Source organism: Campylobacter concisus (assembly GCF_002914005.1).
Taxonomy (GTDB): Bacteria; Campylobacterota; Campylobacteria; order Campylobacterales; family Campylobacteraceae; genus Campylobacter_A; species Campylobacter_A concisus_N.
On record NZ_POZU01000064.1, the window covers coordinates 22,792 to 41,272 of the forward strand.

General features: G+C 35.8%; 21 protein-coding genes, 1 tRNA gene and 1 pseudogene. 12 read left to right on the forward strand and 11 right to left on the reverse strand.

The features are described from left to right. Positions 1–4: 4 nt before the first annotated feature. From CYP54_RS07280 to CYP54_RS07290, 3 genes are read right to left on the reverse strand one after another with little or no spacing between them, the layout of a single operon-like run. Positions 5–1,237 (reverse strand): OmpP1/FadL family transporter, encoded by a 1,233-nt coding sequence (locus CYP54_RS07280; RefSeq protein WP_103604744.1) that lies wholly within the window; start codon positions 1,235–1,237, stop codon positions 5–7. Continuing rightward, positions 1,234–2,085: a deoxyribonuclease IV gene (gene nfo / locus CYP54_RS07285; protein ID WP_103604745.1), complete on the reverse strand. Its 852-nt coding sequence runs from the start codon at positions 2,083–2,085 to the stop codon at positions 1,234–1,236. Before nfo ends, CYP54_RS07280 begins: the two co-directional genes overlap by 4 nt. Next, positions 2,082–2,552, reverse strand: coding sequence for a hypothetical protein (locus tag CYP54_RS07290; RefSeq protein WP_103604746.1), 471 nt, complete (start codon positions 2,550–2,552; stop codon positions 2,082–2,084). The genes nfo and CYP54_RS07290 overlap by 4 nt, the downstream gene beginning before the upstream one ends. Positions 2,553–2,620: 68 nt before the next feature. On the opposite strand from CYP54_RS07290, the gene CYP54_RS07295 reads away from it, so the two are divergent. Continuing rightward, positions 2,621–2,695, forward strand: a tRNA-Glu gene (locus tag CYP54_RS07295). Positions 2,696–2,777: 82 nt separating this feature from the next. Here CYP54_RS07295 and CYP54_RS07300 read toward each other — a convergent pair. After that, positions 2,778–3,338, reverse strand: coding sequence for a manganese efflux pump MntP (locus tag CYP54_RS07300; protein ID WP_103604747.1), 561 nt, complete (start codon positions 3,336–3,338; stop codon positions 2,778–2,780). A 110-nt stretch (positions 3,339–3,448) separates the two neighbouring features. Between CYP54_RS07300 and CYP54_RS07305 the strand changes: the two genes are divergently transcribed. Both CYP54_RS07305 and CYP54_RS07310 read left to right on the forward strand, forming a co-directional pair. Next, a complete protein-coding gene (locus tag CYP54_RS07305; protein WP_103604748.1) occupies positions 3,449–4,198 on the forward strand; it encodes a DUF4197 domain-containing protein in 750 nt (249 codons plus the stop codon). Continuing rightward, positions 4,195–5,076 carry a DMT family transporter gene (locus CYP54_RS07310; protein WP_103604749.1) on the forward strand — a complete coding sequence of 294 codons (882 nt, stop codon included), beginning with the start codon at positions 4,195–4,197 and terminating at the stop codon, positions 5,074–5,076. Before CYP54_RS07305 ends, CYP54_RS07310 begins: the two co-directional genes overlap by 4 nt. Here CYP54_RS07310 and CYP54_RS07315 read toward each other — a convergent pair. Continuing rightward, positions 5,073–5,798 carry a class I SAM-dependent methyltransferase gene (locus CYP54_RS07315; protein ID WP_103604750.1) on the reverse strand — a complete coding sequence of 242 codons (726 nt, stop codon included), beginning with the start codon at positions 5,796–5,798 and terminating at the stop codon, positions 5,073–5,075. The two genes, CYP54_RS07310 and CYP54_RS07315, sit on opposite strands and share 4 nt — an antisense overlap. Positions 5,799–5,843: 45 nt before the next feature. Here CYP54_RS07315 and CYP54_RS07320 point away from each other — a divergent pair, with 45 nt between their 5' ends. Further along, positions 5,844–6,236 (forward strand): acyl-CoA thioesterase, encoded by a 393-nt coding sequence (locus CYP54_RS07320; RefSeq protein ID WP_103604751.1) that lies wholly within the window; start codon positions 5,844–5,846, stop codon positions 6,234–6,236. On the opposite strand, the gene CYP54_RS07325 is transcribed toward CYP54_RS07320, so the two are convergent. Beyond that, the gene (locus tag CYP54_RS07325) at positions 6,227–6,586 is read right to left on the reverse strand and encodes a Fur family transcriptional regulator (protein ID WP_084109795.1); all 360 of its coding nucleotides are present in this window, start codon (positions 6,584–6,586) and stop codon (positions 6,227–6,229) included. The two genes, CYP54_RS07320 and CYP54_RS07325, sit on opposite strands and share 10 nt — an antisense overlap. Positions 6,587–6,733: 147 nt before the next feature. Between CYP54_RS07325 and CYP54_RS07330 the strand changes: the two genes are divergently transcribed. The 4 genes from CYP54_RS07330 to CYP54_RS07345 are packed head-to-tail and all read left to right on the forward strand — an operon-like array spanning position 6,734 to position 10,768. Next, positions 6,734–7,669 (forward strand): metal ABC transporter solute-binding protein, Zn/Mn family, encoded by a 936-nt coding sequence (locus CYP54_RS07330; RefSeq protein ID WP_103604752.1) that lies wholly within the window; start codon positions 6,734–6,736, stop codon positions 7,667–7,669. Positions 7,670–7,672: 3 nt separating this feature from the next. Next, the gene (locus CYP54_RS07335) at positions 7,673–9,178 is read left to right on the forward strand and encodes a nickel/cobalt transporter (protein WP_103604753.1); all 1,506 of its coding nucleotides are present in this window, start codon (positions 7,673–7,675) and stop codon (positions 9,176–9,178) included. Next, positions 9,175–9,960 carry a metal ABC transporter ATP-binding protein gene (locus CYP54_RS07340; RefSeq protein ID WP_103604754.1) on the forward strand — a complete coding sequence of 262 codons (786 nt, stop codon included), beginning with the start codon at positions 9,175–9,177 and terminating at the stop codon, positions 9,958–9,960. The genes CYP54_RS07335 and CYP54_RS07340 overlap by 4 nt, the downstream gene beginning before the upstream one ends. 1 nt (position 9,961) lies before the next feature. After that, on the forward strand, positions 9,962–10,768 hold the full coding sequence (locus CYP54_RS07345) for a metal ABC transporter permease (protein WP_103604755.1): 807 nt from the start codon (positions 9,962–9,964) through the stop codon (positions 10,766–10,768). Here the strand turns inward: CYP54_RS07345 and CYP54_RS07350 are convergent. Both CYP54_RS07350 and CYP54_RS07355 read right to left on the reverse strand, forming a co-directional pair. Then, complete coding sequence (locus tag CYP54_RS07350; protein ID WP_103604756.1) at positions 10,749–12,080, reverse strand: MATE family efflux transporter; 1,332 nt, start codon at positions 12,078–12,080, stop codon at positions 10,749–10,751. The genes CYP54_RS07345 and CYP54_RS07350 overlap by 20 nt on opposite strands. Before the next feature lie 249 nt (positions 12,081–12,329). Continuing rightward, the gene (locus CYP54_RS07355; RefSeq protein ID WP_103604757.1) at positions 12,330–12,770 is read right to left on the reverse strand and encodes a type II secretion system protein; all 441 of its coding nucleotides are present in this window, start codon (positions 12,768–12,770) and stop codon (positions 12,330–12,332) included. A 141-nt stretch (positions 12,771–12,911) separates the two neighbouring features. On the opposite strand from CYP54_RS07355, the gene CYP54_RS07360 reads away from it, so the two are divergent. Beyond that, positions 12,912–13,784 (forward strand): cytochrome-c peroxidase, encoded by an 873-nt coding sequence (locus CYP54_RS07360; RefSeq protein ID WP_103604758.1) that lies wholly within the window; start codon positions 12,912–12,914, stop codon positions 13,782–13,784. Next, positions 13,774–16,194: a bifunctional diguanylate cyclase/phosphodiesterase gene (locus CYP54_RS07365; RefSeq protein WP_103604759.1), complete on the forward strand. Its 2,421-nt coding sequence runs from the start codon at positions 13,774–13,776 to the stop codon at positions 16,192–16,194. Before CYP54_RS07360 ends, CYP54_RS07365 begins: the two co-directional genes overlap by 11 nt. A gap of 3 nt (positions 16,195–16,197) precedes the next feature. Here CYP54_RS07365 and CYP54_RS07370 read toward each other — a convergent pair whose 3' ends face one another. Next, entirely contained in the window at positions 16,198–16,956 is a 759-nt protein-coding gene (locus tag CYP54_RS07370) for an exodeoxyribonuclease III (RefSeq protein ID WP_103604760.1), read from the reverse strand. Positions 16,957–17,009: 53 nt separating this feature from the next. Here CYP54_RS07370 and CYP54_RS07375 point away from each other — a divergent pair, with 53 nt between their 5' ends. Both CYP54_RS07375 and CYP54_RS07380 read left to right on the forward strand, forming a co-directional pair. Then, positions 17,010–17,375: a diacylglycerol kinase gene (locus tag CYP54_RS07375; protein WP_103604761.1), complete on the forward strand. Its 366-nt coding sequence runs from the start codon at positions 17,010–17,012 to the stop codon at positions 17,373–17,375. 1 nt (position 17,376) lies between these two features. Then, positions 17,377–17,604 carry a replication/maintenance protein RepL gene (locus tag CYP54_RS07380; RefSeq protein ID WP_103604762.1) on the forward strand — a complete coding sequence of 76 codons (228 nt, stop codon included), beginning with the start codon at positions 17,377–17,379 and terminating at the stop codon, positions 17,602–17,604. A gap of 29 nt (positions 17,605–17,633) precedes the next feature. On the opposite strand, the pseudogene CYP54_RS07385 reads toward CYP54_RS07380, so the two are convergent. After that, positions 17,634–17,848: pseudogene (locus CYP54_RS07385) on the reverse strand (FAD-binding protein); the annotation flags it as partial. Positions 17,849–18,045: 197 nt separating this feature from the next. After that, positions 18,046–18,465, reverse strand: coding sequence for a TOBE domain-containing protein (locus tag CYP54_RS07390; protein ID WP_103604763.1), 420 nt, complete (start codon positions 18,463–18,465; stop codon positions 18,046–18,048). Between the last annotated feature and the right edge of the window lie 16 nt (positions 18,466–18,481).

The following is an 18,481-nucleotide window of genomic DNA, read 5'->3' on the forward strand; positions in this document are numbered from 1 at the left end:
CTAACTAAAATGTATATTTAAAAGTCGTACCAAGGATTTGGATCGTACCAATATCAAATTCCCCTGACATTTTTGTAGCAATACTGTTGGTAATACCTGTCGCACGCTTCTTATCACGGTGTTGATAAACATATCCAAGTGCCATTTCAAGATTTGGTGTAAATTTATAATTTACTCCAAAAGAATACACCTTAGATGTAGTATTTGGAAGTTCTAAGCCAGTATGCTTGCTACTTGTAATATCCTCATCATAAGCAAAGCCAGCCATTAGTCTAAATTTTTCATTGACATCATAAGCAAGACCTAATCTATACGTATTTGTATCTTTTGCATTTTTAATGACTGGATCGTCCATGAATCTTGCAAAAGCTGGATGCGAGTGAGCTGGACCTTTATCCATGTATTCAAAGTCATAGCCTTTAAATTTAGACCAATACGTCCTCTCAAAAGCTATCAAAAGAGTAAAATCGCTAAATTTATATCCAGTTGCAAGTACAAGCTGAGCAGGAAGCGGGATCTCAACTTTTGTTTTGCCATGATAGCTTATAGGAGATAGCGCTCCGTTAAAATCGGCATCTGTATGGCCTTTGAGGTCTAAATTTACATTTGAGCGGTAAGTAACGGCAAAGCTCAAATCCTCAATAGGCCTATAAGTAAGCGCGACATTATAGCCATAGCCCATACCATCGCCTTTTATCTCTCTGTAGCCTATTCGTCCAAAGTCACTTGCTATCTTACCTTTGGTGTAAACACCTCTAGCACCAATAGCAACGGCGAGCTTATCGTTTATGCGGTAAGCCACGGTTGGATTTAGCTCAACAACTTGCAGCTTAAACCTTTTAGCGGTAAATGCGGTAGCTGGATCCTCCCATGATACACCAACAGCAGCAGGAACGGCAAGAGCTAAACCAAATTTCCAGTTTTCATAAATTTCTGGCGTTACAAAACTAAATGTACCAGCTAGCGAGTCAAATTTTTCTGACCTGTAGCTTTTGCCACTATCACTTTTAAACTCGAGCTTATTTATATGAAACCAGCCAAGGGTACTTTCTATGTGATGACGTCCATCTAAAAATATCATATTTGCAGGGTTAAAATATGCCGCGTCAGCTCCAAAACTAAAGGCTACGTTACTAGCAGCAAGGCCTAAAGAATCAGCACTTTGCTCAGGAACTTTATAACCACCAGCATTTAGCAAAGTAGATGCCATAATAATGCTTAATAGCACTTTTTTCATAGTTTTTCCTTTTCAAAATTTCTTAGAATTTTTATCTCATCTTCCCAAATACTCTCGTCAATCGTCTCTAATATTAAAGGAATTTCGCCCATTTTATCATCATTTATTATATTTTTAAAAGCACTAAATCCAAGCTCACCCTTGCCAAGGCTATCGTGCCTATCTTTTTTCGAGCCAAGCCCAAATTTTGCATCATTTAAATGCATGCCAGATAAAAATTTATAGCCAATGATCGCATCAAATTCCCCCATCGTTTTGGCGTAGGCCTCTTTACTTCTTAGATCATATCCAGCAGCAAATGCGTGACAGGTATCAAAGCAAACACCAACCCTACTCTCATCGTCTACTCGCTCTATCAAATAAGCAATCTGCTTAAAACTAAAGCCTAAATTTGAGCCTTGTGCGGCTGTATTTTCGATGACTAGCTTTACACCGCTTGTGCGCTTAAGTGCCGCATTCATGCAGTTTGCAATATTATCTAAGCACTCTTTTTCGCTTATTTGTTTTAGATGTGAGCCTGGATGAAAATTTAAAAGCTCTAGCCCAAGCTTACTGGCGCGATCTATCTCATCTACAAAGGCTTCAAGCGACTTTGCTCTTGCCTCCTCATCTGGATGGCCTAAATTTATCAAGTAACTACTGTGTGGCAAAACATGCTTTGTGCTTATGCCAGAAATTTTTAGATTTTCTTTAAACTGCTCTATTTCACTAGCACTTAGCTCTTTTGCATTCCACTGGCGTTGATTTTTTGTAAAAAGCGCAAAGGCATTTGCTCCTATTTTTGCAGCATTTAAAGGTGCATTAAACACGCCCCCAGCCGCACTTACGTGAGCTCCGATGTATCTCATTTTAACTCTTTTATTATCACTCTTATTTTGTTTTTGCTATCTACAAATTTGACATAGTTGTCGCAAACCTCGTATTTTATAAAATATGAACTTAGATCTTGACTAAAACCACACTCCGTATTTATCAAGCCTTTGCCATCATAAATCTTTTCTCTTTGCAAAATTTCTTCAAAAAGGCTCTCGTAGTGCGGGGCTAGAAAAAATTTCTCATTAAACTCAGTCTTGTTAAAACAAGCGCTATTTATACAAATTTTATCTCTTATGTTTATATTTGCGGTATTTACGCCGGAGCTGTAAATTTGCAAATTTAACTCATTTTTATATTTGTGAAAAAATCCAACGTCATTTATCTTTATCATCGGAGAAAATAAAGTAACTTGAAAAGCTTGTGAATTTTGCGGTATTCTGGTAGCCACGCAGCCTGTAAAAATAAAAACGGACAACAAAGTAAATAAAAATTTTTTCAAAATTTTTTCCTTATTAATCTAAAATTAAGTATAAAAGAAATATAATCCCAATTTCATAACCGACATGTGGCCCATTCGTCTAGCGGTTAGGACATCGCCCTTTCACGGCGGTAACACGAGTTCGAGTCTCGTATGGGTCACCACTTCTAAAAATCAAAATCTTATCCATATAAGCTTTAAAATATAGTTAATCTTAAATATTATTTTTAATTGTTATTTTAAATTTTACTGGACTGTGCCGCTTTCAATTAAATGTGTTATTAAAATTTTAAAACCTAGAAAAATTAATATCGCTCCTCCCAAAAAGAGCGCCTTTTTCTCTAAAATTTCACCCATAAATTTACCTATATAAAAAGCAATCAAACTTAATGCAAAGCAGACTACACCGATGATGAGCGAGCTTTGAAAGATGTTTATATCTTCAAAGCTAAGCGTAACGCCAACGGCAAGAGCATCCACACTAGTAGCAAACGCCCCATACAAAATGGTCTTAAATCCTATCTTAAGATACTCGCACTCCTCTTTGATACAGGCCTCTTTAAACATTTTAAAACCAAGAAAACAGAGTATAAAAAAAGCGATGAAATGATCAACCGAGCTTATAAATTTTGCAAAACTAACACCTAAAAGATAGCCAAGAAGTGGCATAAGAAACTGAAAAAAACCAAGCATAAAAGCGATAAATAAAATTTTATTAAGAGCTAAATTTTTATACCTTGCGCCATTTGCCATATTTAGTGCTGCACTATCCATGCTAAGAGCGAAGCTAAGAAGTAAAAGTTGCATAATCTTCCTTTAGAAAAAAGGGTGAATTCTAGTGCAAAAAGATTAAATTTATTTTAAGTGTTTAGATATTTTTTGTATGATTTTGCTTTAAATTTTAAAAAGGAGAGAAGATGAAAAGATCTCTTGTTATTCTTTGTGGCGCGCTTGCTTTAAATTTACAAGCCACAAATATGGACGATATGATAAATAAAGGCGTCAAAATCGCCACTCACGCATCAAGCGGCGACTATAAAAGCTTAGTTAGCGAGGCGCTAAATGCCGCTGTTAGCGAGCTTTCAAAAGAAGGTTTTATAAACAACACCACAGCTAAAATTCCGCTTCCAAAAAGCCTTGAAATGGCGTCAAATTTAGCCAAAAAAGTGGGTGGCGAGAAGTGGGCGCAGGACCTTAGCAAGTCGATAAACAACGCCGCGACCACGGCCGTGCCAAAGGCTGCTGAAATTTTTAGTGAGAGCATAAAAAATATGAGCGAGGCCGATGTCAAAAAGCTCTTTAATGGCGGGAGTGACAGCGTTACGAAATATTTGCAGCAAAGCTCCAGCCAAAAGCTAAAGGCAGCTTTTACGCCGATAATTGAAAAAATGATGAGTGATAATAACTTTGCGACCGCCTATAATGGGCTAAATTCTTTCATCAGCGGCTCAGCAAAAAACAACGAAACGATAAAATCAGTAAAGAGCCTAGCTAAAAATTTAGGCGCAAGCGAATATGTGCCAGATGACGGCGAGGATCTAAACGCATATATCACAAAAAAGACGCTAGATGGGCTATTTAACGTGATGAGCGAGAAGGAAAAGGGGCTAAGAAGCGGCTTTAGCCTAAATAGTGGCAAAAAGGTACTTGACTCGATCTTTAAATGAAAAATTTAAGCGCACAAAACAGAGCTGACATCGCACTCATCGTAGTTGCCATCGTTTGGGGAGCTACGTTTTTACCTATGGCAAACGCACTAAAAACAAATAGCGTCTTTGTCATGCTCTTTTGTAGATTTTTTATTTCCGCTATCTTTATGGGACTTATAGCATTTAAATTTTCTAAAATTTTTGATAAAAAAAGTGTAGTTTATGGCACTATTCTTGGCGTAGTTCTTTTTGGTTCGTTTGTTGCTCAAACTTACGCTCTAAAGCTTACCTTTAGCTCAAGTGTTGCCTTTATTACAGGGCTTGAATGTGTGATTGTGCCTTTTATGACAGCACTCATTTTTAAAAATAAAATAACTATTTTTGCTATTTTTGGTGCGCTTATTGCTATTTTTGGGCTTTGGCTTTTAAGTGGAGCCACTCTTGCTTTAGGAGCTGGCGAGGCACTTGCCCTACTTTGTGCCATATTTTACGCACTTTACACAAGCTTAAATGGCCACTTTGTAAGAAAATGTGAGCTTTATCTACTCGTATTTGTGGTATTTCTCACCGTCTCTTTACTCTCATTTGTCTTTGCATTTATTGAAGGTAGTGTGGTGCCAAATTACGATAGGGAATTTTTCATAGCGATATTTATCACAACAGTGATTGGCACCATATTTTGCTACTTTGTCCAAACGATCGCTCAAAGATATACGACCGCTAGCAAGGCGGCCTTGTTTTTCTGTCTAGAACCAGTCTCTGCTGGCTTTATCGGCTATTTTTTCGCTGGTGAAAAGCTAACACTCATACAAATTTTTGGCGCGATCTTAATAATCTTTGGAGTTATTTTTAGTGAATTTGGTAAAAAATTTTTCTCTAGGTCAAAACTAGCTTAAAAGACAAAAAGCTTCATCTGCGACTCTATCTTTTCATCTATAAACTCGCCGTCAAATCTCTCTTTTAACATCGCTAAAACCACCTTTTCATCGTAGTTTTTAGCTCCATTTATCTCAAGGTGCCAGCAGATGTTTTCAGCAGCTTCTTGCACGCTTCGTCTAGCAATTCTTGTCTCGTTTAAAATTTCACTCTTATAAGCAATCCCTTGCTCATTTAGCCATGCTTCAAGTCTATTTACGACGTTTTTTTGCGAGAGTGTGCGACCAAATTTTTCAAAAAATGGCTCTAGCAGATCAGAGCTTCTAGGTTTATCCCAGCCAAGATAGAGTTTTTGCTTTGCGATATTATGAAATTTAGCAAAATCTTCATCGCTAGCAATTGCTGGACTCATTGTGCAAATAGCAATATCAAAGTGCTTTGCGGGCTTAAATTCTCTCCAAGAGCAAACCTCGCTGGTTAAATTTGTCACGCCAAATCTTTTGACATCTTCGTTTAAAATTTCTATCATCTTTTCAGAACTATCTATGCCAGTTACGGTTTTGGCGGTTTTGGATAAAAATATGCTCCAAACGCCCGTGCCACAGCCGATATCTAAAATTTCTTTGCCGTTAAAGTCTATCCCCCAAGCCAAGGCTTTAGCAAAAATTTGCTGCTGAATAGCACTTACTTTGCCATCAAACCTTTGATAATTTGACGCCTTTTTATCCCATAAATTTTGCATTTTAGCTCCTCTTTTTGGTTATAATTTTAGCAAAAAAGGCTAAAAATGAGAGATTTTATATATCGCGTCATCATCCCGCCACAAGCCATTGATATGCACGGACATATGAATAATGTCTATTATTTCACGCTTATGCAAGAGGCCGCATTTGCCCACTCTGCAGCGGTTGGCGACACGGTTGAGGCGCAGTATAAAAGAGGTGAGATCTGGCTCATTAGAAAAAATGAAGCCAAATATATAAAAAGCGTAAAATTGATGGATGAGATAGAAATTCATACTTACACACAAGCTGAAGGCAAGGCGACTTCGTGTAGATATTTTGAGTTTAAAAAAGATGACGAGTTAATAGCAACTGGCAAGACCGAGTTTGTTTATGTTGATCTAAAAACAAATCGTCCAAAAGCCATTCCGGCTGAGATAATCGCTCTTTACTCGTGATCACACTCATCACAAACGCCTTTTATCACGGCGCTTTTTATATTTTTAGCGACGTTTAGATGTGGCATATCGATGTTTGTGACTTTATGACAAACATCGCAGATAAAGTACGCTTTTGCCTCATTTGCTAGTTCGTAGTAGCTTTTATGATTATTTTCAGTTTTTATGACAAGGCCCTTTTTTTCAAAAATTTCTATGCTTCTATAAAAAGTAGTTTTATTTGCATTAAGGCTTTCTAAAATTTCATCATAACTTAATGGAGTTTTGGCATTTTGCAAAATTTCAACGAGCTTTATGCGAAAAGTAGTTGCTTTGATACTATGCTCTTCTAAGAAATTTCTTGCATTCATCCTTGCCCTTTTTATTTTTTGTATATTAACGCCAAAAGTTTTAAATTTCATTTAAAAAGCACTATATTTAGGCTTTCGTTCTTTAAGTTGCAACCAAGTTGCAATCTGCTAAACTTCCGCAATATTTTTTCAAACAAAGGAGAGATGGTGAGAAAGATTTTTGTTTTTTTAGCAGTTTGCGCTTTGTCGCTTTTTGCAAAGCCAGTTGTTACGACTAGTATATTGCCTACAAAATTTTTTGTTGAGCAAATCGCTGGTGATACACTAAGCGTAAATACAATGGTTGGCAAAGGCGCTGATCCACACACTTATGAGCCAAAGCCAAAACAGATGAAGGAGCTTGAAAAGAGCGAGCTTTACTTTGCTATTGGCATTGAGTTTGAAGATACTTGGCTAGAGCGTTTTTCAAAATCTTTTAAAAATTTACACATTGTAAAAACACAAGAAGGCATCGAAAAGATCGCTATGAGCGATGAACACGAGCATCATGAACACCATGAACATCATGAGCACAAGCATGAGGGCGAGCATAAACATGAGCATCACAAGCATCATGACCATGACCACGAAGCTGGCGAACATCATCACCATCATCATGACGGCCTTGATCCGCACATTTGGCTTGATCCAGTTTTAGTAAAAACTCAAGCTGATAATATAGCCAAGGCGCTAATAGAGAAATTCCCGCAAAATGCAAAGCTCTATGAGGAAAATTTAGCTAAATTTAAAGCCAGCCTTGACGAGCTTGATAGCTTTATCAAAAATACTCTAAAAGATGTTAAAACTCGCGAATTTATCGTATATCACCCATCTTGGGGATATTTTGCAAAACGTTATAATTTAGAGCAAATCGCTATCGAGATAGAGGGCAAAGAGCCAAAGCCAGCTGAGCTAAAAGAGCTCATAGAAGAGGCTAAAGAGCACGGTGTAAAGGTTATTTTCGTGGCTCCGCAGTTTCCAACAAAGGCCGCAAATTTAGCGGCAAAAGAGACTGGCTCAAAGGTCATAAGTATTGATCAGCTCCCAGAAAATTGGCTAGATGAGATGAAAAAAACAGCGGAAATTTTTGCTAAGAGTCTATAAAAGATGCTAGCACGCCTGATTGTCATTTGCTTCTTTGTTATAAATGCCTTCGGGTGTGCTCTTTGCTCGCTTTATAGCCCGACCGCTCACGTAAGCGTTAAATTTGACTCAAATGAAAACAATATCACTACAATTGCTTTTTCATGGACATTTTCGCAAAATTTCTCAGAGCTTATGAGGCAAAATTTTGACCTAAATCAGGATGAAAAGATAGATGAAAGCGAGATCAAAAAGATCCGCTTAAATTTACTTGATTATCTTGTACCAAGGCATTATTTAACAAATATCGAGTACTTTTACAAAGATGAAAATGCTACAAAACTTGAGTTAAATTTAAAAAAGTATAAACTCTATTTTGATGAGGGTAGATTAAAATTTGATGTTAGTTTTAAGACAAATTTGCTTATCAAAGATGGCTTTGTGGTGTCTGTCGAAATGGACGATAAAGAGGGATATTTTAATTTTAAATTTACACAAAACAACGCATTTTTGGTATCAGATCAGTTTTGGACGATACCAAATCCAAATGCAAATTTAATATTTTTTACATTTTCAAGTAAAGCTGCAGCCAAAGCTCATAACGAAAAGCCTGCATTAAAAGAGCTTATAAAAGAGCCAAACTCAGTAAATTTTGAAGATGAAAATTTAAGCCAGATCGATAAGATCGATGAAGCTAAGTTTGATCTTGTTTCAAAAACAAGTCTAAGCATGCTTGATAGATTAAAGCAAATTCTAAGAAATTTTGATCAAAAAAGTCCGCTAACTCTGCTATTTTTAGCGCTCATATCATTTGGTTATGGCTTTTTACACGCTGCATCTGCGGGACATGGCAAGGTGCTTACAAGCTCCTATTTCGCCGCAACTGGTGGAAGCTACGCCAAAGCCTTTTTCTTCTCTTTAAAGATCGGATTTTTACATGTTGTGGGTGCGTTTATTTTTGTGCTTGCTAGTTTTATGATGTTGCGTGAGATCAGTAGCGATCTGACAAAAGATACAGCAAGCGTTACGACAGCATTTTCTGGCGTTATTATCTTTTTTGTAGCGATTTTTATGCTTTATAAAAAGGTCAAAATTTATCTTTCAAGCAAAAAAGAGTTAAATAAATTTTATATTTTTAGCTCAAGTTTAAGCCAAAATTTGAGTAAAAATACAAAATTTACTAGCGACTGTGGCTGTAATATCTGTACTACAAAAAAACCAAAAAACAAAGAAGAATGGCTGGTTGCGGCTGCTGCGGCACTTATTCCTTGTCCTGGCACGATACTTGTCTTTGTGCTAGCAAATGAGCTAGGTAGCTATTTTGCAGGCGTTATAAGTGGCGTATTTATGGCGCTTGGCATGAGCGCAGTGATATTTTTAGCGGCTGTTTTTGGAGCCAAGATAAATGAGAGCACAAACATTAAGCTAAAAAAGTTTAAAATCTATGCCGAATTTATGGCTCTTAGCGTTATGCTTTGGCTTGGACTTTTTATTTTTACTACGACATTTACGCAAAAGAGTCTGTTTTGAAAGAAATTATAAAAATTAGAAATTTAAACTTTAGCTACGATAAGCAAGTGGTTTTAGAAGGTATCAATTTAGATTATAGTAGCGATGATTTTTTAGCTATCATCGGTCCAAATGGTGGTGGCAAAAGCACGCTTTTAAAGCTTATCTTAGGACTACTTAAGCCTCAAAGTGGCGAGATAAAACTCTTTGGAAAAGAGCCAAGCGAAGTCAGTAAATTTATAGGTTATGTGCCTCAAAATTTTCTCTCAAATCAAAGCTTTCCGATGATGGTTTTAGAAGTAGTTTTAATGGGGCTAATTGATAAAAAAATTTTTGGTTTTTACTCACAAGCTGAGAAACAAATGGCTCTTGGTGCCCTTGAGAAAGTTGGCATGAAAGAATTTGCAAGTGCTAGAATTGGTGAGCTAAGCGGTGGCCAAAGACAGCGTGTATATATCGCAAGAGCGCTTTGTACAAATGCAAAAGTCCTCGTTTTAGACGAGCCAACAGCCAGTATCGACACAAAGGGTCAGGCTGAAATTTATGAAATTTTAAAAAATATAAATGCAAGCGGTGTTGGCGTAGTTTTGGTAAGTCACGATCTAAATATCGTGCTAAATTATGCTACAAAAATCGCCTATGTGAGTAAAAATTTACATATTCATAAAACTCATGAAGATACCGCAAAAAGAGAATTTATAGAGCATTTAGCAAAATCTCATAGCCATTTTTGCGATGTCGAGATCGCACTTGGTGAATGTGAGTGCAAAATCAAAAGTAATGTTTTTAAGCTAAAGAGATAAAATGAGTGAAATTTTAGAGTTAAATTTTATGCAAAATGCCTTTATTGCTGGCATTTTAGTTAGTATCATTTGTGGGCTCATAGGCTCACTCGTTGTTATAAACAAAATGACTTTTATCGCTGGCGGTATCGCGCACGGAGCATATGGCGGCATCGGACTTGCCTTTTTCTTCTCGCTTGAACCACTTATTGGTGCTAGTATATTCTCACTCTTTTTAGCCCTTATAATCGCCACTATCACGTTAAGAGATAAAACCAACATTGACTCAGTTATCGGTGCTATTTGGGCATTTGGTATGGCTATTGGTATCATTTTTATCGATTTAACTCCGGGATACAATGCCGATCTTATGAGTTATCTTTTTGGCTCTATCTTAGCAGTGAGTGAGCAAGATATAACATTTATGAGTATTTTAGATATCTTATTTTTAGCACTCATTGCCCTTTTTTACCGTCAATTTGTAGCTATTAGTTTTGATGCAGAGTTTGCAAAGTTGCGCGGCGTAAATACAACATTTTTTCACTATTTATTAGTGTGCATGATGGCACTTTGTGTGGTGGCTACGATTCGTGTTGTTGGGCTGATTCTAGTCATCGCTCTTCTTACTATACCGCCATATTTAGCACAAATTTTTGCCAAAAGACTGGGGCTGATGATGCTAATCTCTACTATCTTTTCGGTAGTTTTTTGCTTTAGCGGTCTATTTATTAGCTTTTATTTTAACCTAACAGGCGGAGCTAGCATAATCTTAGTTGCTTCACTTTGCTTTTTTGCATTTTGTTTTAAATTTAAAAGCTTACGCCAGTAGCCCTTCTTAACTGATAAAGCGTCCAAAAGACGAAACAAATAGCTGTGAGATAGACGCTAAAAAATAGAGCCAACCATATAAATTTTATCTCAAGATTAAAATAAAAAACTACTGCATAAAAAAGTGATCCTTGAAGTACAAATTGCCTAAATCCATTTAGCAAAAAGATGGCCACTGGGCGTTTTATAGCCTGAAGAGTGCTGCCTGAGACATTTATCGTGCCATAAGCTACGTAAGCAAGAGAATTTATACCAAGATAAAGCCCTGCTATCTCCAAAACTGCCGGCGTATCATCAAAAATTCTTATCATATCTTCACCAAAAAATCTAATAAAAATGCAAGCGAATACACAATAAATAAGCAAAAAAAGAAGCGAAATTTTATAGCATTGCTTAGCTCTTTTAAAATTTTTAGCACCATAGTTTCTTGAAACGATACTTAAAACTGCTGCAGCCATACCAATAGTCGGCAATACCAAAATTTGCTCTATCCTTAAAGCTATACCATATCCTGCTACGGCATTTACGCCATAGTAGCTTATAAATTTTAAAAGCACAAGTGAGCCAAGCGACATCGATAGATAGTTTAAGCAAGCCGGTAGAGCTTGCTTTGTAATCTTTGCCCAAACGCTAAAATTTGGTACAAAATAACTTAAATTTCTTGGCTCGATCATCTTAGCTTTTTTAACTTTTACAAAAAGGTAGATCATGCCCAAAAGCTGAACACTAGCTGTTGCTAGAGCAAGTCCTTTTACGCCAAGATCCAAAATAAATGCAAAAAAGTAGCAAAAAAATGCGTTAATAAAAAGGCCATAAAATAGCCAATCGCGGTAACTTTTTGTATCTCCAAGTGCCACAAGCACTCCGTTTAGAGATTTGATAATCAAGAAAAATGGCGCAGCAAGAAAGATAACGCCCGCATAATCAAGCGCCTCTTTTAAATAGTGATGATCAGCTCCTAAAAAAGTGAGTAAATTTGGTGCTAAAAAATAGCCACAAAATCCCATAAAAATAGCAAATACTAGCACAAAGATAATTCCATTTGCCGCATAAAATTTAGCCATTTTTATCTTTCCTGCTCCAAGGCTATTGCCTATTAGCGCAGTTAGTGCTGAGCCAAAACCAAGCCCAATGCCTACAATACTTAGATAAAGCAAAAAGCTCATAGCCATACCAGCTACGGCAAGAGTAGAAATTTTTGCTGCAAAAAATGTGCCGGTAACATTATAAAGAGTATTAAACATCATTGCGGTGCCAGCTGGAAGCGAAAGCGAGATGATGAGCTTATTTAACGGGTCTTTTAGTAAATCCATGGTTTGATTTTACGTTTTTTATCTTTAAAATTTGTAAAGGATAAAATCAATTAAATTTAATAAAAGGCCATTACCTATTAGCATAAGTTAGGATTGATATCTTTTGGCAACGCATTAAAACTTAGAAAGCTTATTTTTATGTATATAAATTATTTGTGTAAAAAATTTGTATTTCTATTAGCCTTTGTTATATTAAAAATTTAGTAGGCCAAATATCATAAAAAGCAAGGAAAATACCTTGCTAAAATTTTATTTATATTTTATGCCCATACCGCCAAATTTAAGCGTATTAGCTGTCTTGTTGTCGGCAGTACTTTCGATTAAGGCTTTAACATCTACTAAGCCTGGCAATTTCCAAACTTGTTCACAAAGACCGCCTACGCTAATAGTCATCTTTATCTCACCATTAGTGTTGTTTCCAGCACCAACTTCTAGGCACTTATCATTTTTTGCATTTACTGGATTTTTAACATTTGACATCTTCTTAACAGCATCTGAACCAGAAGCAAATTCGCCTTGCGAAGTATAGTAAGAACCCAAGTCTGAAATAAGTGTTTGTATATTTGAAGCAGTTTTTGATATCTCTGCATCATCCCTTGTTGCAGCTAATTTTGGTATAGCAACCGCAGCTAATATACCCAATATAACGATCACGAAGATCAACTCAATCATCGTAAAGCCTTTTTTCATGACTTCTCCTCCCTGAAATATAAATATTTTCTAAATCGAGCGAATTGTATCATAAATTTCAAAAAAACAATAAAATAATGTACTATATAAAAAATCAAAAATTTGCCGATATAAAAAAGAAAATTAAAAATTAGGGGCGTTATGAAGGGCGTTATACTTTTTCTATTTATCATCACGATTTCATTTTGTAAATATGAATCCTACAAACCTCTCACAGTAGTAAAATATAATGAAGAAAAGGCTCTGCTTGGCAAAAAACTCTTTTTTGACAAAAGACTAAGCCCAAATGAAAACTACTCTTGTCAAACTTGTCACAACTTGTATTGGAATTTAAGTGGAAGCAACCAAGATAGCATGGAAAAAGGCACTTTAAATCCTCCAACCATATTAAATGCTGCAGCAAACTATCTATTTTATAGCGATGCAAAGATTAGCAATTTAAATGATCAAGTAAAAGAGTCCATAACCTCTAGAATAGAACTAAACTCAGATAACGACAAGATAGTGGATTCTGTAAATAACATCTCTGAGTACAAAATTTTATTTAAAAAAATTTATAATGACGGCATTAATTTTGATAATATTGCAGATGCAATAGCTGAGTTTGAAAAGGCTGTCTTGAGTGTTGATTCGCCATTTGATCGTTTTATATCAGGTGATAACAATGCCATAGATGATAGTGCAAAGAAAGGATTTGAGATATTTAATAATATAGGCTGTGCCGCTTGTCACAATGGTAGAAATTTAGGAGGAAATTTGACACAAGATATTGGCCGAGAAAGAATTTCTGCCTTAGATGCAAACAAAAGATTAAGAAGAGTGCCATCACTAAGAAATGTTACAAAAACTGCCCCATATTTATCCCATGGAGAGATAAATGATCTAAAAGAGGCTATAAGCTTTATTGGTAACTACCAGCTAGGATATGAGTTTAGCAAAGATGAAATTGATGCTTTATACTCATTTTTTCTGACATTAAATGGTAAAAAGCCTAGGATACTAAATGAGTACTAAACGAACAAGAACTGTACTTAGCGTCTTAGTAGCTATATTTTTCATTAGTGCATTTTTTATATATAAAGCAAATATAGCCATTGATACGGCTCATAAATTTGATGACGGGATTTTAAATCTAAAATTTATAGACAATGAGATAACTTTTTCTTTGAATAATATTTATGATGTCTCAAACTACGACAAACTCAATGCTGACATAAATTCTTTTGATACAAATTTGAGCAACCTTTCAATGCTTAGTGATGAGATGATGTTATTTCATCAAAATGAAATAACAAAAGACCTACAAAACATAAGAGATGTATTTATTAAAAAAGCATTTTTTACACAAAGATCAGCTTATGTAAACTCGTCTATAGATTCTTATATCCAAATAAGTCAATATGAGATACAAAATCTCGCACTTCTAAATAAGCTTGAGCCTATATTTTATGCGATAAAAGGTGCTTTGATGCTTAGTCCTGAAGTAATAGATGAAATTTCAAAGCAAATAAAAATGTATAAAAACGAGTATAAAGATAACCAAAAAGCTCAAAATGTATTAGACAAGATACTTTATGCGGCTCAAGCTACAAAAACATTACGTACAATCTCAAATAGTGCAAAAGAGCTACATCTTGATAATATGCTAGAAAATTTTAGAGATAAAATCCTAGAATTTCACTCTGATGCGGTGGATAACACAAAAATGGCTCAGACAATTTGCTTGCTTACATTTATAATATTTTGTACATTTGGCCTCTTTCAAATTAAAATAGCCTCAGGGCGCTTAAGACAGATAAAACTCCTAAGTTCTACAATTGAAAACGATCATAGCTCTGTTGTCTATTGCGATAAATACAATAGAATTTCATACGTAAATAAAACCTTTGAAGAAAAAACTGGCTACAAGCTAAAAGAAGTAATAGGCAAAAACCCTAGAATATTAAAATCATATATGCACCCACAAAGCTTTTATGAATCCATAAAAGAGGCTGTGCAAAAATCTCTACCTTGGGAGAGCGATGAGCTTATAAGCAGAACAAAAAGCGGTGATTTTTTATATGAAAAGGTAAAATTTTCACCATTTTTCTTTAAAAATAAATTTGAGGGCTATATAGCCGTAAAGCTTGATAGGACTAAAGAGACGCTGATATTAAACGAGCTAACTCAAAAAAATGAACAAATAAAAATACAATCTTCGATCGATAAGCTAACAGGCTTTGGTAACTACTTTGCTTTAACTGAAATTTTAGACGCGCAAAAAGATGGAGTGCTCATTTGCTTAAGCATTAAGAATTTTAAAATTTTAAGATTCTTTTATCAAACTAAGATTATCGATGCAATGCTAAAAGCAGTAGCTGATACACTAAAGCTTTGTATAGATACTTCTGAGATAAAAGCAAAGTTATTTAGATTTCAAGATGACGCATTTTATATATGGTATGAAGGCGATAATATCGTAAGAGATATTGAATATATTAGAGAATATTTTGGTTCAAATAGGATAAATGTCGCTATTGATGAAAAATTTGAAAACCTACCAGGCATAAAGATGGTATTTGGCGTTTCATTGCCAAACGATACCCCACAAACTAACCGCCTAATGCAATCAGTCCTTGCAAATCAGCTCGCAATAGAAAATGGTAGCAATATTTACTACTATCTAGAAAATGACGCCATTGAGATGAAATATCACAAAAACCAGCTGGCAGTTCAGCTAATCGAAGATGCGTTAGAAAACGATAGAGTCATAGTAGAAGCACAAGGCATTTTTAACTTAGAAGAAAATGAAACCGAAGCAAAATATTATGAAGTTTTGGTTCGTATAATCGATCAAAATGGCAAGATACACTATCCGGGCGAATTTTTAGATATTGCCATGAAAACGCAACTATATCCGCAAATAACCAAAAAGGTGATAAGTCTTGCGTTTGATCTAGCTAAAAGATATCCAGATTATATGTTCTCGATAAATTTATCAATTACCGATATTGCTGATGCTAGTATGAGAGAGCTTATAGAGAGCAAGCTAAACGAGTGCAAAGATCCTAATAAAATTTGCTTTGAAATGCTAGAGAGTGAAGAGCTTAGCGACTATGTTGCGGTAAATTCTTTTATAAAACGTGTCAAAGGCTATGGGTGTAAAATTTCGATTGACGACTTTGGCTCAGGATACTCAAACTATTACCGAATTTTGGAGCTTGATATAGACACCATAAAGATAGATGGCTCGATAATCAAAAAGCTTCCATTTGATGAAAATGCTAGAGTTCTAGTAGAAACCATCGTAAGCTTTGCAAAAAAGCAAGGCTACAAAATAATAGCCGAGTTTGCAAGTTCAGAAGAAATTTTAAACCAAATCAAAAATTTTGGAATACCTTACGCACAAGGTTTCTTACTAGGCAAGCCTCGCAGAATGGAATAGTGGCTAAATTTCTATATCTATCCCAACTGGGCAGTGGTCGCTACCTGTAATATCTGGCAGGATAAAGGCGTCTTTTAACCTACTTTTTAGCCCTTGCGAGATAAAGAAATAATCAATCCTCCAGCCAACGTTTTTCGCCCTTGCGTTAAAACGGTAGCTCCACCACGAGTAAGCGTCTGCTACATCACCTTTGGCCTCTCTAAAAGTATCTATGAAACCACTTTTTATCACCTCGTCGATCCACGCTCGCTCGATAGGCAAAAAGCCAGAAGTTTTGGCGTTTGCCTTTGGATTTTTAAGGTCGATCTCGCGGTGAGCAGTATTTACGTCGCCACAAAATATCACCTCTTTGCCGCTTTTTACAAGCTCTTTGCAATAAGCTAAAAATTTCTCGTAAAAGTCCATCTTAAATGTCAGCCGCTCATCGTCCTTTTGTCCGTTTGGAAAGTAGATATTAAAAAGCACGATATCATTAAATCTATGCTCCAAAACTCGCCCCTCCGTGTCGTCAAAAAAAGCCGCTTTTTGCGTTTGCATGTCAAATTTAGCAAGGCTCATCACGCCAGAGTAGCCAGCCCTCTGGCCTGAATTTACACTGATATCTTTAAAGCCAAGGTTGTAAATTTCTTTTGGCATGTCATCCTCTTTGACCTTGATCTCTTGAAGTCCTAGAAAATCAGGTCTTATCTCATCAAGCCAGCCAAAGCCATCTTTTGCCACGACTGCACGCAGTCCATTTACGTTCCAGCTAATAAGTTTCAATTTTCATCCTTTTTTTAATTATAATTATGCCAAAAATCACAAAAAGGAAAGTTATGAGAAACCAGCCAGCGTATAAATTTTTTAAAAATTTTGGCTACGCAAGAGAGGGTTTGGCTGAAATTTTTAAAAACGAAAAGAGCTTTCGGATAGAAATTTGTATATTTTTGATAGCAACAATCTCGCTATTTTTTTGGAAATTTGATCTCTTTTTTAACCTATTTTTGATATTTAGCATGGCTTTTGTGCTAGTTTGTGAGTGCTTAAACTCAGCTATCGAGCGCATAACAGACCTTGCAAGCCCAGACTATCACGCCCTAGCAAAAGCAGCAAAGGACGCTGGAAGTGCAGCTGTGATGATCGCAAATTTTTTATGTAGCGCGCTTTGGTGTGTAGCCGTATACTATAAAATTTGGAGCTAGCGTGAAAGAGCAAATTTATAAAGCGCTTCTTGGCGAGAAAAAAGTTGAGATCATAAATTTACTTTGCGAGTTAAGTGATGAAAATGGATTTATCGTAATAAAAATTTCAGACATTTGCGAAAAGCTAAATGTGAGCAAACCAACCGTGATAAATACTTTTAAACTGCTTGAAGAGAAGAAAATTTTTGAGCGGGTAAAAAACGGAGTTTATAGATTTAAAAATTTATAGTGGCAAGCAAATGCCTGCCACTACTTGTTTTAGCCGATAGTCTCAGCAGCGATCATACCAAATGTCAAGCAATCAGTTATCGCGACTGATCCTAGACGGCTGGCACCGTGAACGCCACCTGTAATCTCACCAGCTGCATATAAATTTGGTATAGGTATAGCCATTTGAGAGCTTATGACTTGGGCTTTTGTGTTGATATTTGGCCGCCTATTGTTTGGTGAACCTTTGGCGTGCCATGGTCTGCTTAAAATGGCGGATAGGCTATAAAAGTAAAAAAATAATATAAATCTTCCTATAAAATTTTTAAGTAAATAGCTTTAAAAATATTCACTACGACTTATTTAAATTTATAACTTAGTTGATAAATTTTAGAGTATTTTAGATTTTAGTTTAAGAATAAAATTTAATTTAGAAGGAACGGAGCAAAAACTGCTCCATAAATTATTTAACGCCGACTATAATTTGAGTTGCTTTAATGATTGCGGTTACATTATCGCCTACTTTTAGAGCTAGGTTACCAATAGACTCTTTTGTGATGATAGCTGAAATTTTGCTACCATTTGCATCGATAATCACCTCTGCATTTACAGCTCCATCTTTTATCTCGCTTACAGTGCCTTTGATTTGGTTTGTGGCACTTAGTTTGATGCTATCGTCTTTTGAAACGATAACACTTGAAGCTTTGAATAAAAATATAGCTTGTTTACCAACTTTTAGATCAAGAGCTTTCTCGCTATCAACTGTAATAGTTGCTTTTAGCACTTCACCACCTGCGAGTTTACCAGCGATCAGCGAATTTACCGCACCTGTTCTTACCTCTGTGATCTCAACATTTAGTTGATTTCTTGCACTTATTGACATTTTGTCTCCTTTTTTT

Bases quoted from the DNA above. Each gene is read 5' to 3' on its own strand.
- CYP54_RS07325 (WP_084109795.1), bottom strand. From the start codon at position 6,586: ATGAATGCAAGAAATTTCTTAGAAGAGCATAGTATCAAAGCAACTACT.
- CYP54_RS07315 (WP_103604750.1), bottom strand. From the start codon at position 5,798: ATGCAAAATTTATGGGATAAAAAGGCGTCAAATTATCAAAGGTTTGAT.
- CYP54_RS07310 (WP_103604749.1), top strand. From the start codon at position 4,195: ATGAAAAATTTAAGCGCACAAAACAGAGCTGACATCGCACTCATCGTA.
- CYP54_RS07305 (WP_103604748.1), top strand. From the start codon at position 3,449: ATGAAAAGATCTCTTGTTATTCTTTGTGGCGCGCTTGCTTTAAATTTA.
- CYP54_RS07365 (WP_103604759.1), top strand. From the start codon at position 13,774: ATGAGTACTAAACGAACAAGAACTGTACTTAGCGTCTTAGTAGCTATA.
- CYP54_RS07335 (WP_103604753.1), top strand. From the start codon at position 7,673: ATGCTAGCACGCCTGATTGTCATTTGCTTCTTTGTTATAAATGCCTTC.
- CYP54_RS07345 (WP_103604755.1), top strand. From the start codon at position 9,962: ATGAGTGAAATTTTAGAGTTAAATTTTATGCAAAATGCCTTTATTGCT.
- CYP54_RS07375 (WP_103604761.1), top strand. From the start codon at position 17,010: ATGAGAAACCAGCCAGCGTATAAATTTTTTAAAAATTTTGGCTACGCA.
- CYP54_RS07390 (WP_103604763.1), bottom strand. From the start codon at position 18,465: ATGTCAATAAGTGCAAGAAATCAACTAAATGTTGAGATCACAGAGGTA.
- CYP54_RS07300 (WP_103604747.1), bottom strand. From the start codon at position 3,338: ATGCAACTTTTACTTCTTAGCTTCGCTCTTAGCATGGATAGTGCAGCA.
- nfo (WP_103604745.1), bottom strand. From the start codon at position 2,085: ATGAGATACATCGGAGCTCACGTAAGTGCGGCTGGGGGCGTGTTTAAT.
- CYP54_RS07350 (WP_103604756.1), bottom strand. From the start codon at position 12,080: ATGGATTTACTAAAAGACCCGTTAAATAAGCTCATCATCTCGCTTTCG.
- CYP54_RS07355 (WP_103604757.1), bottom strand. From the start codon at position 12,770: ATGAAAAAAGGCTTTACGATGATTGAGTTGATCTTCGTGATCGTTATA.
- CYP54_RS07280 (WP_103604744.1), bottom strand. From the start codon at position 1,237: ATGAAAAAAGTGCTATTAAGCATTATTATGGCATCTACTTTGCTAAAT.
- CYP54_RS07360 (WP_103604758.1), top strand. From the start codon at position 12,912: ATGAAGGGCGTTATACTTTTTCTATTTATCATCACGATTTCATTTTGT.
- CYP54_RS07320 (WP_103604751.1), top strand. From the start codon at position 5,844: ATGAGAGATTTTATATATCGCGTCATCATCCCGCCACAAGCCATTGAT.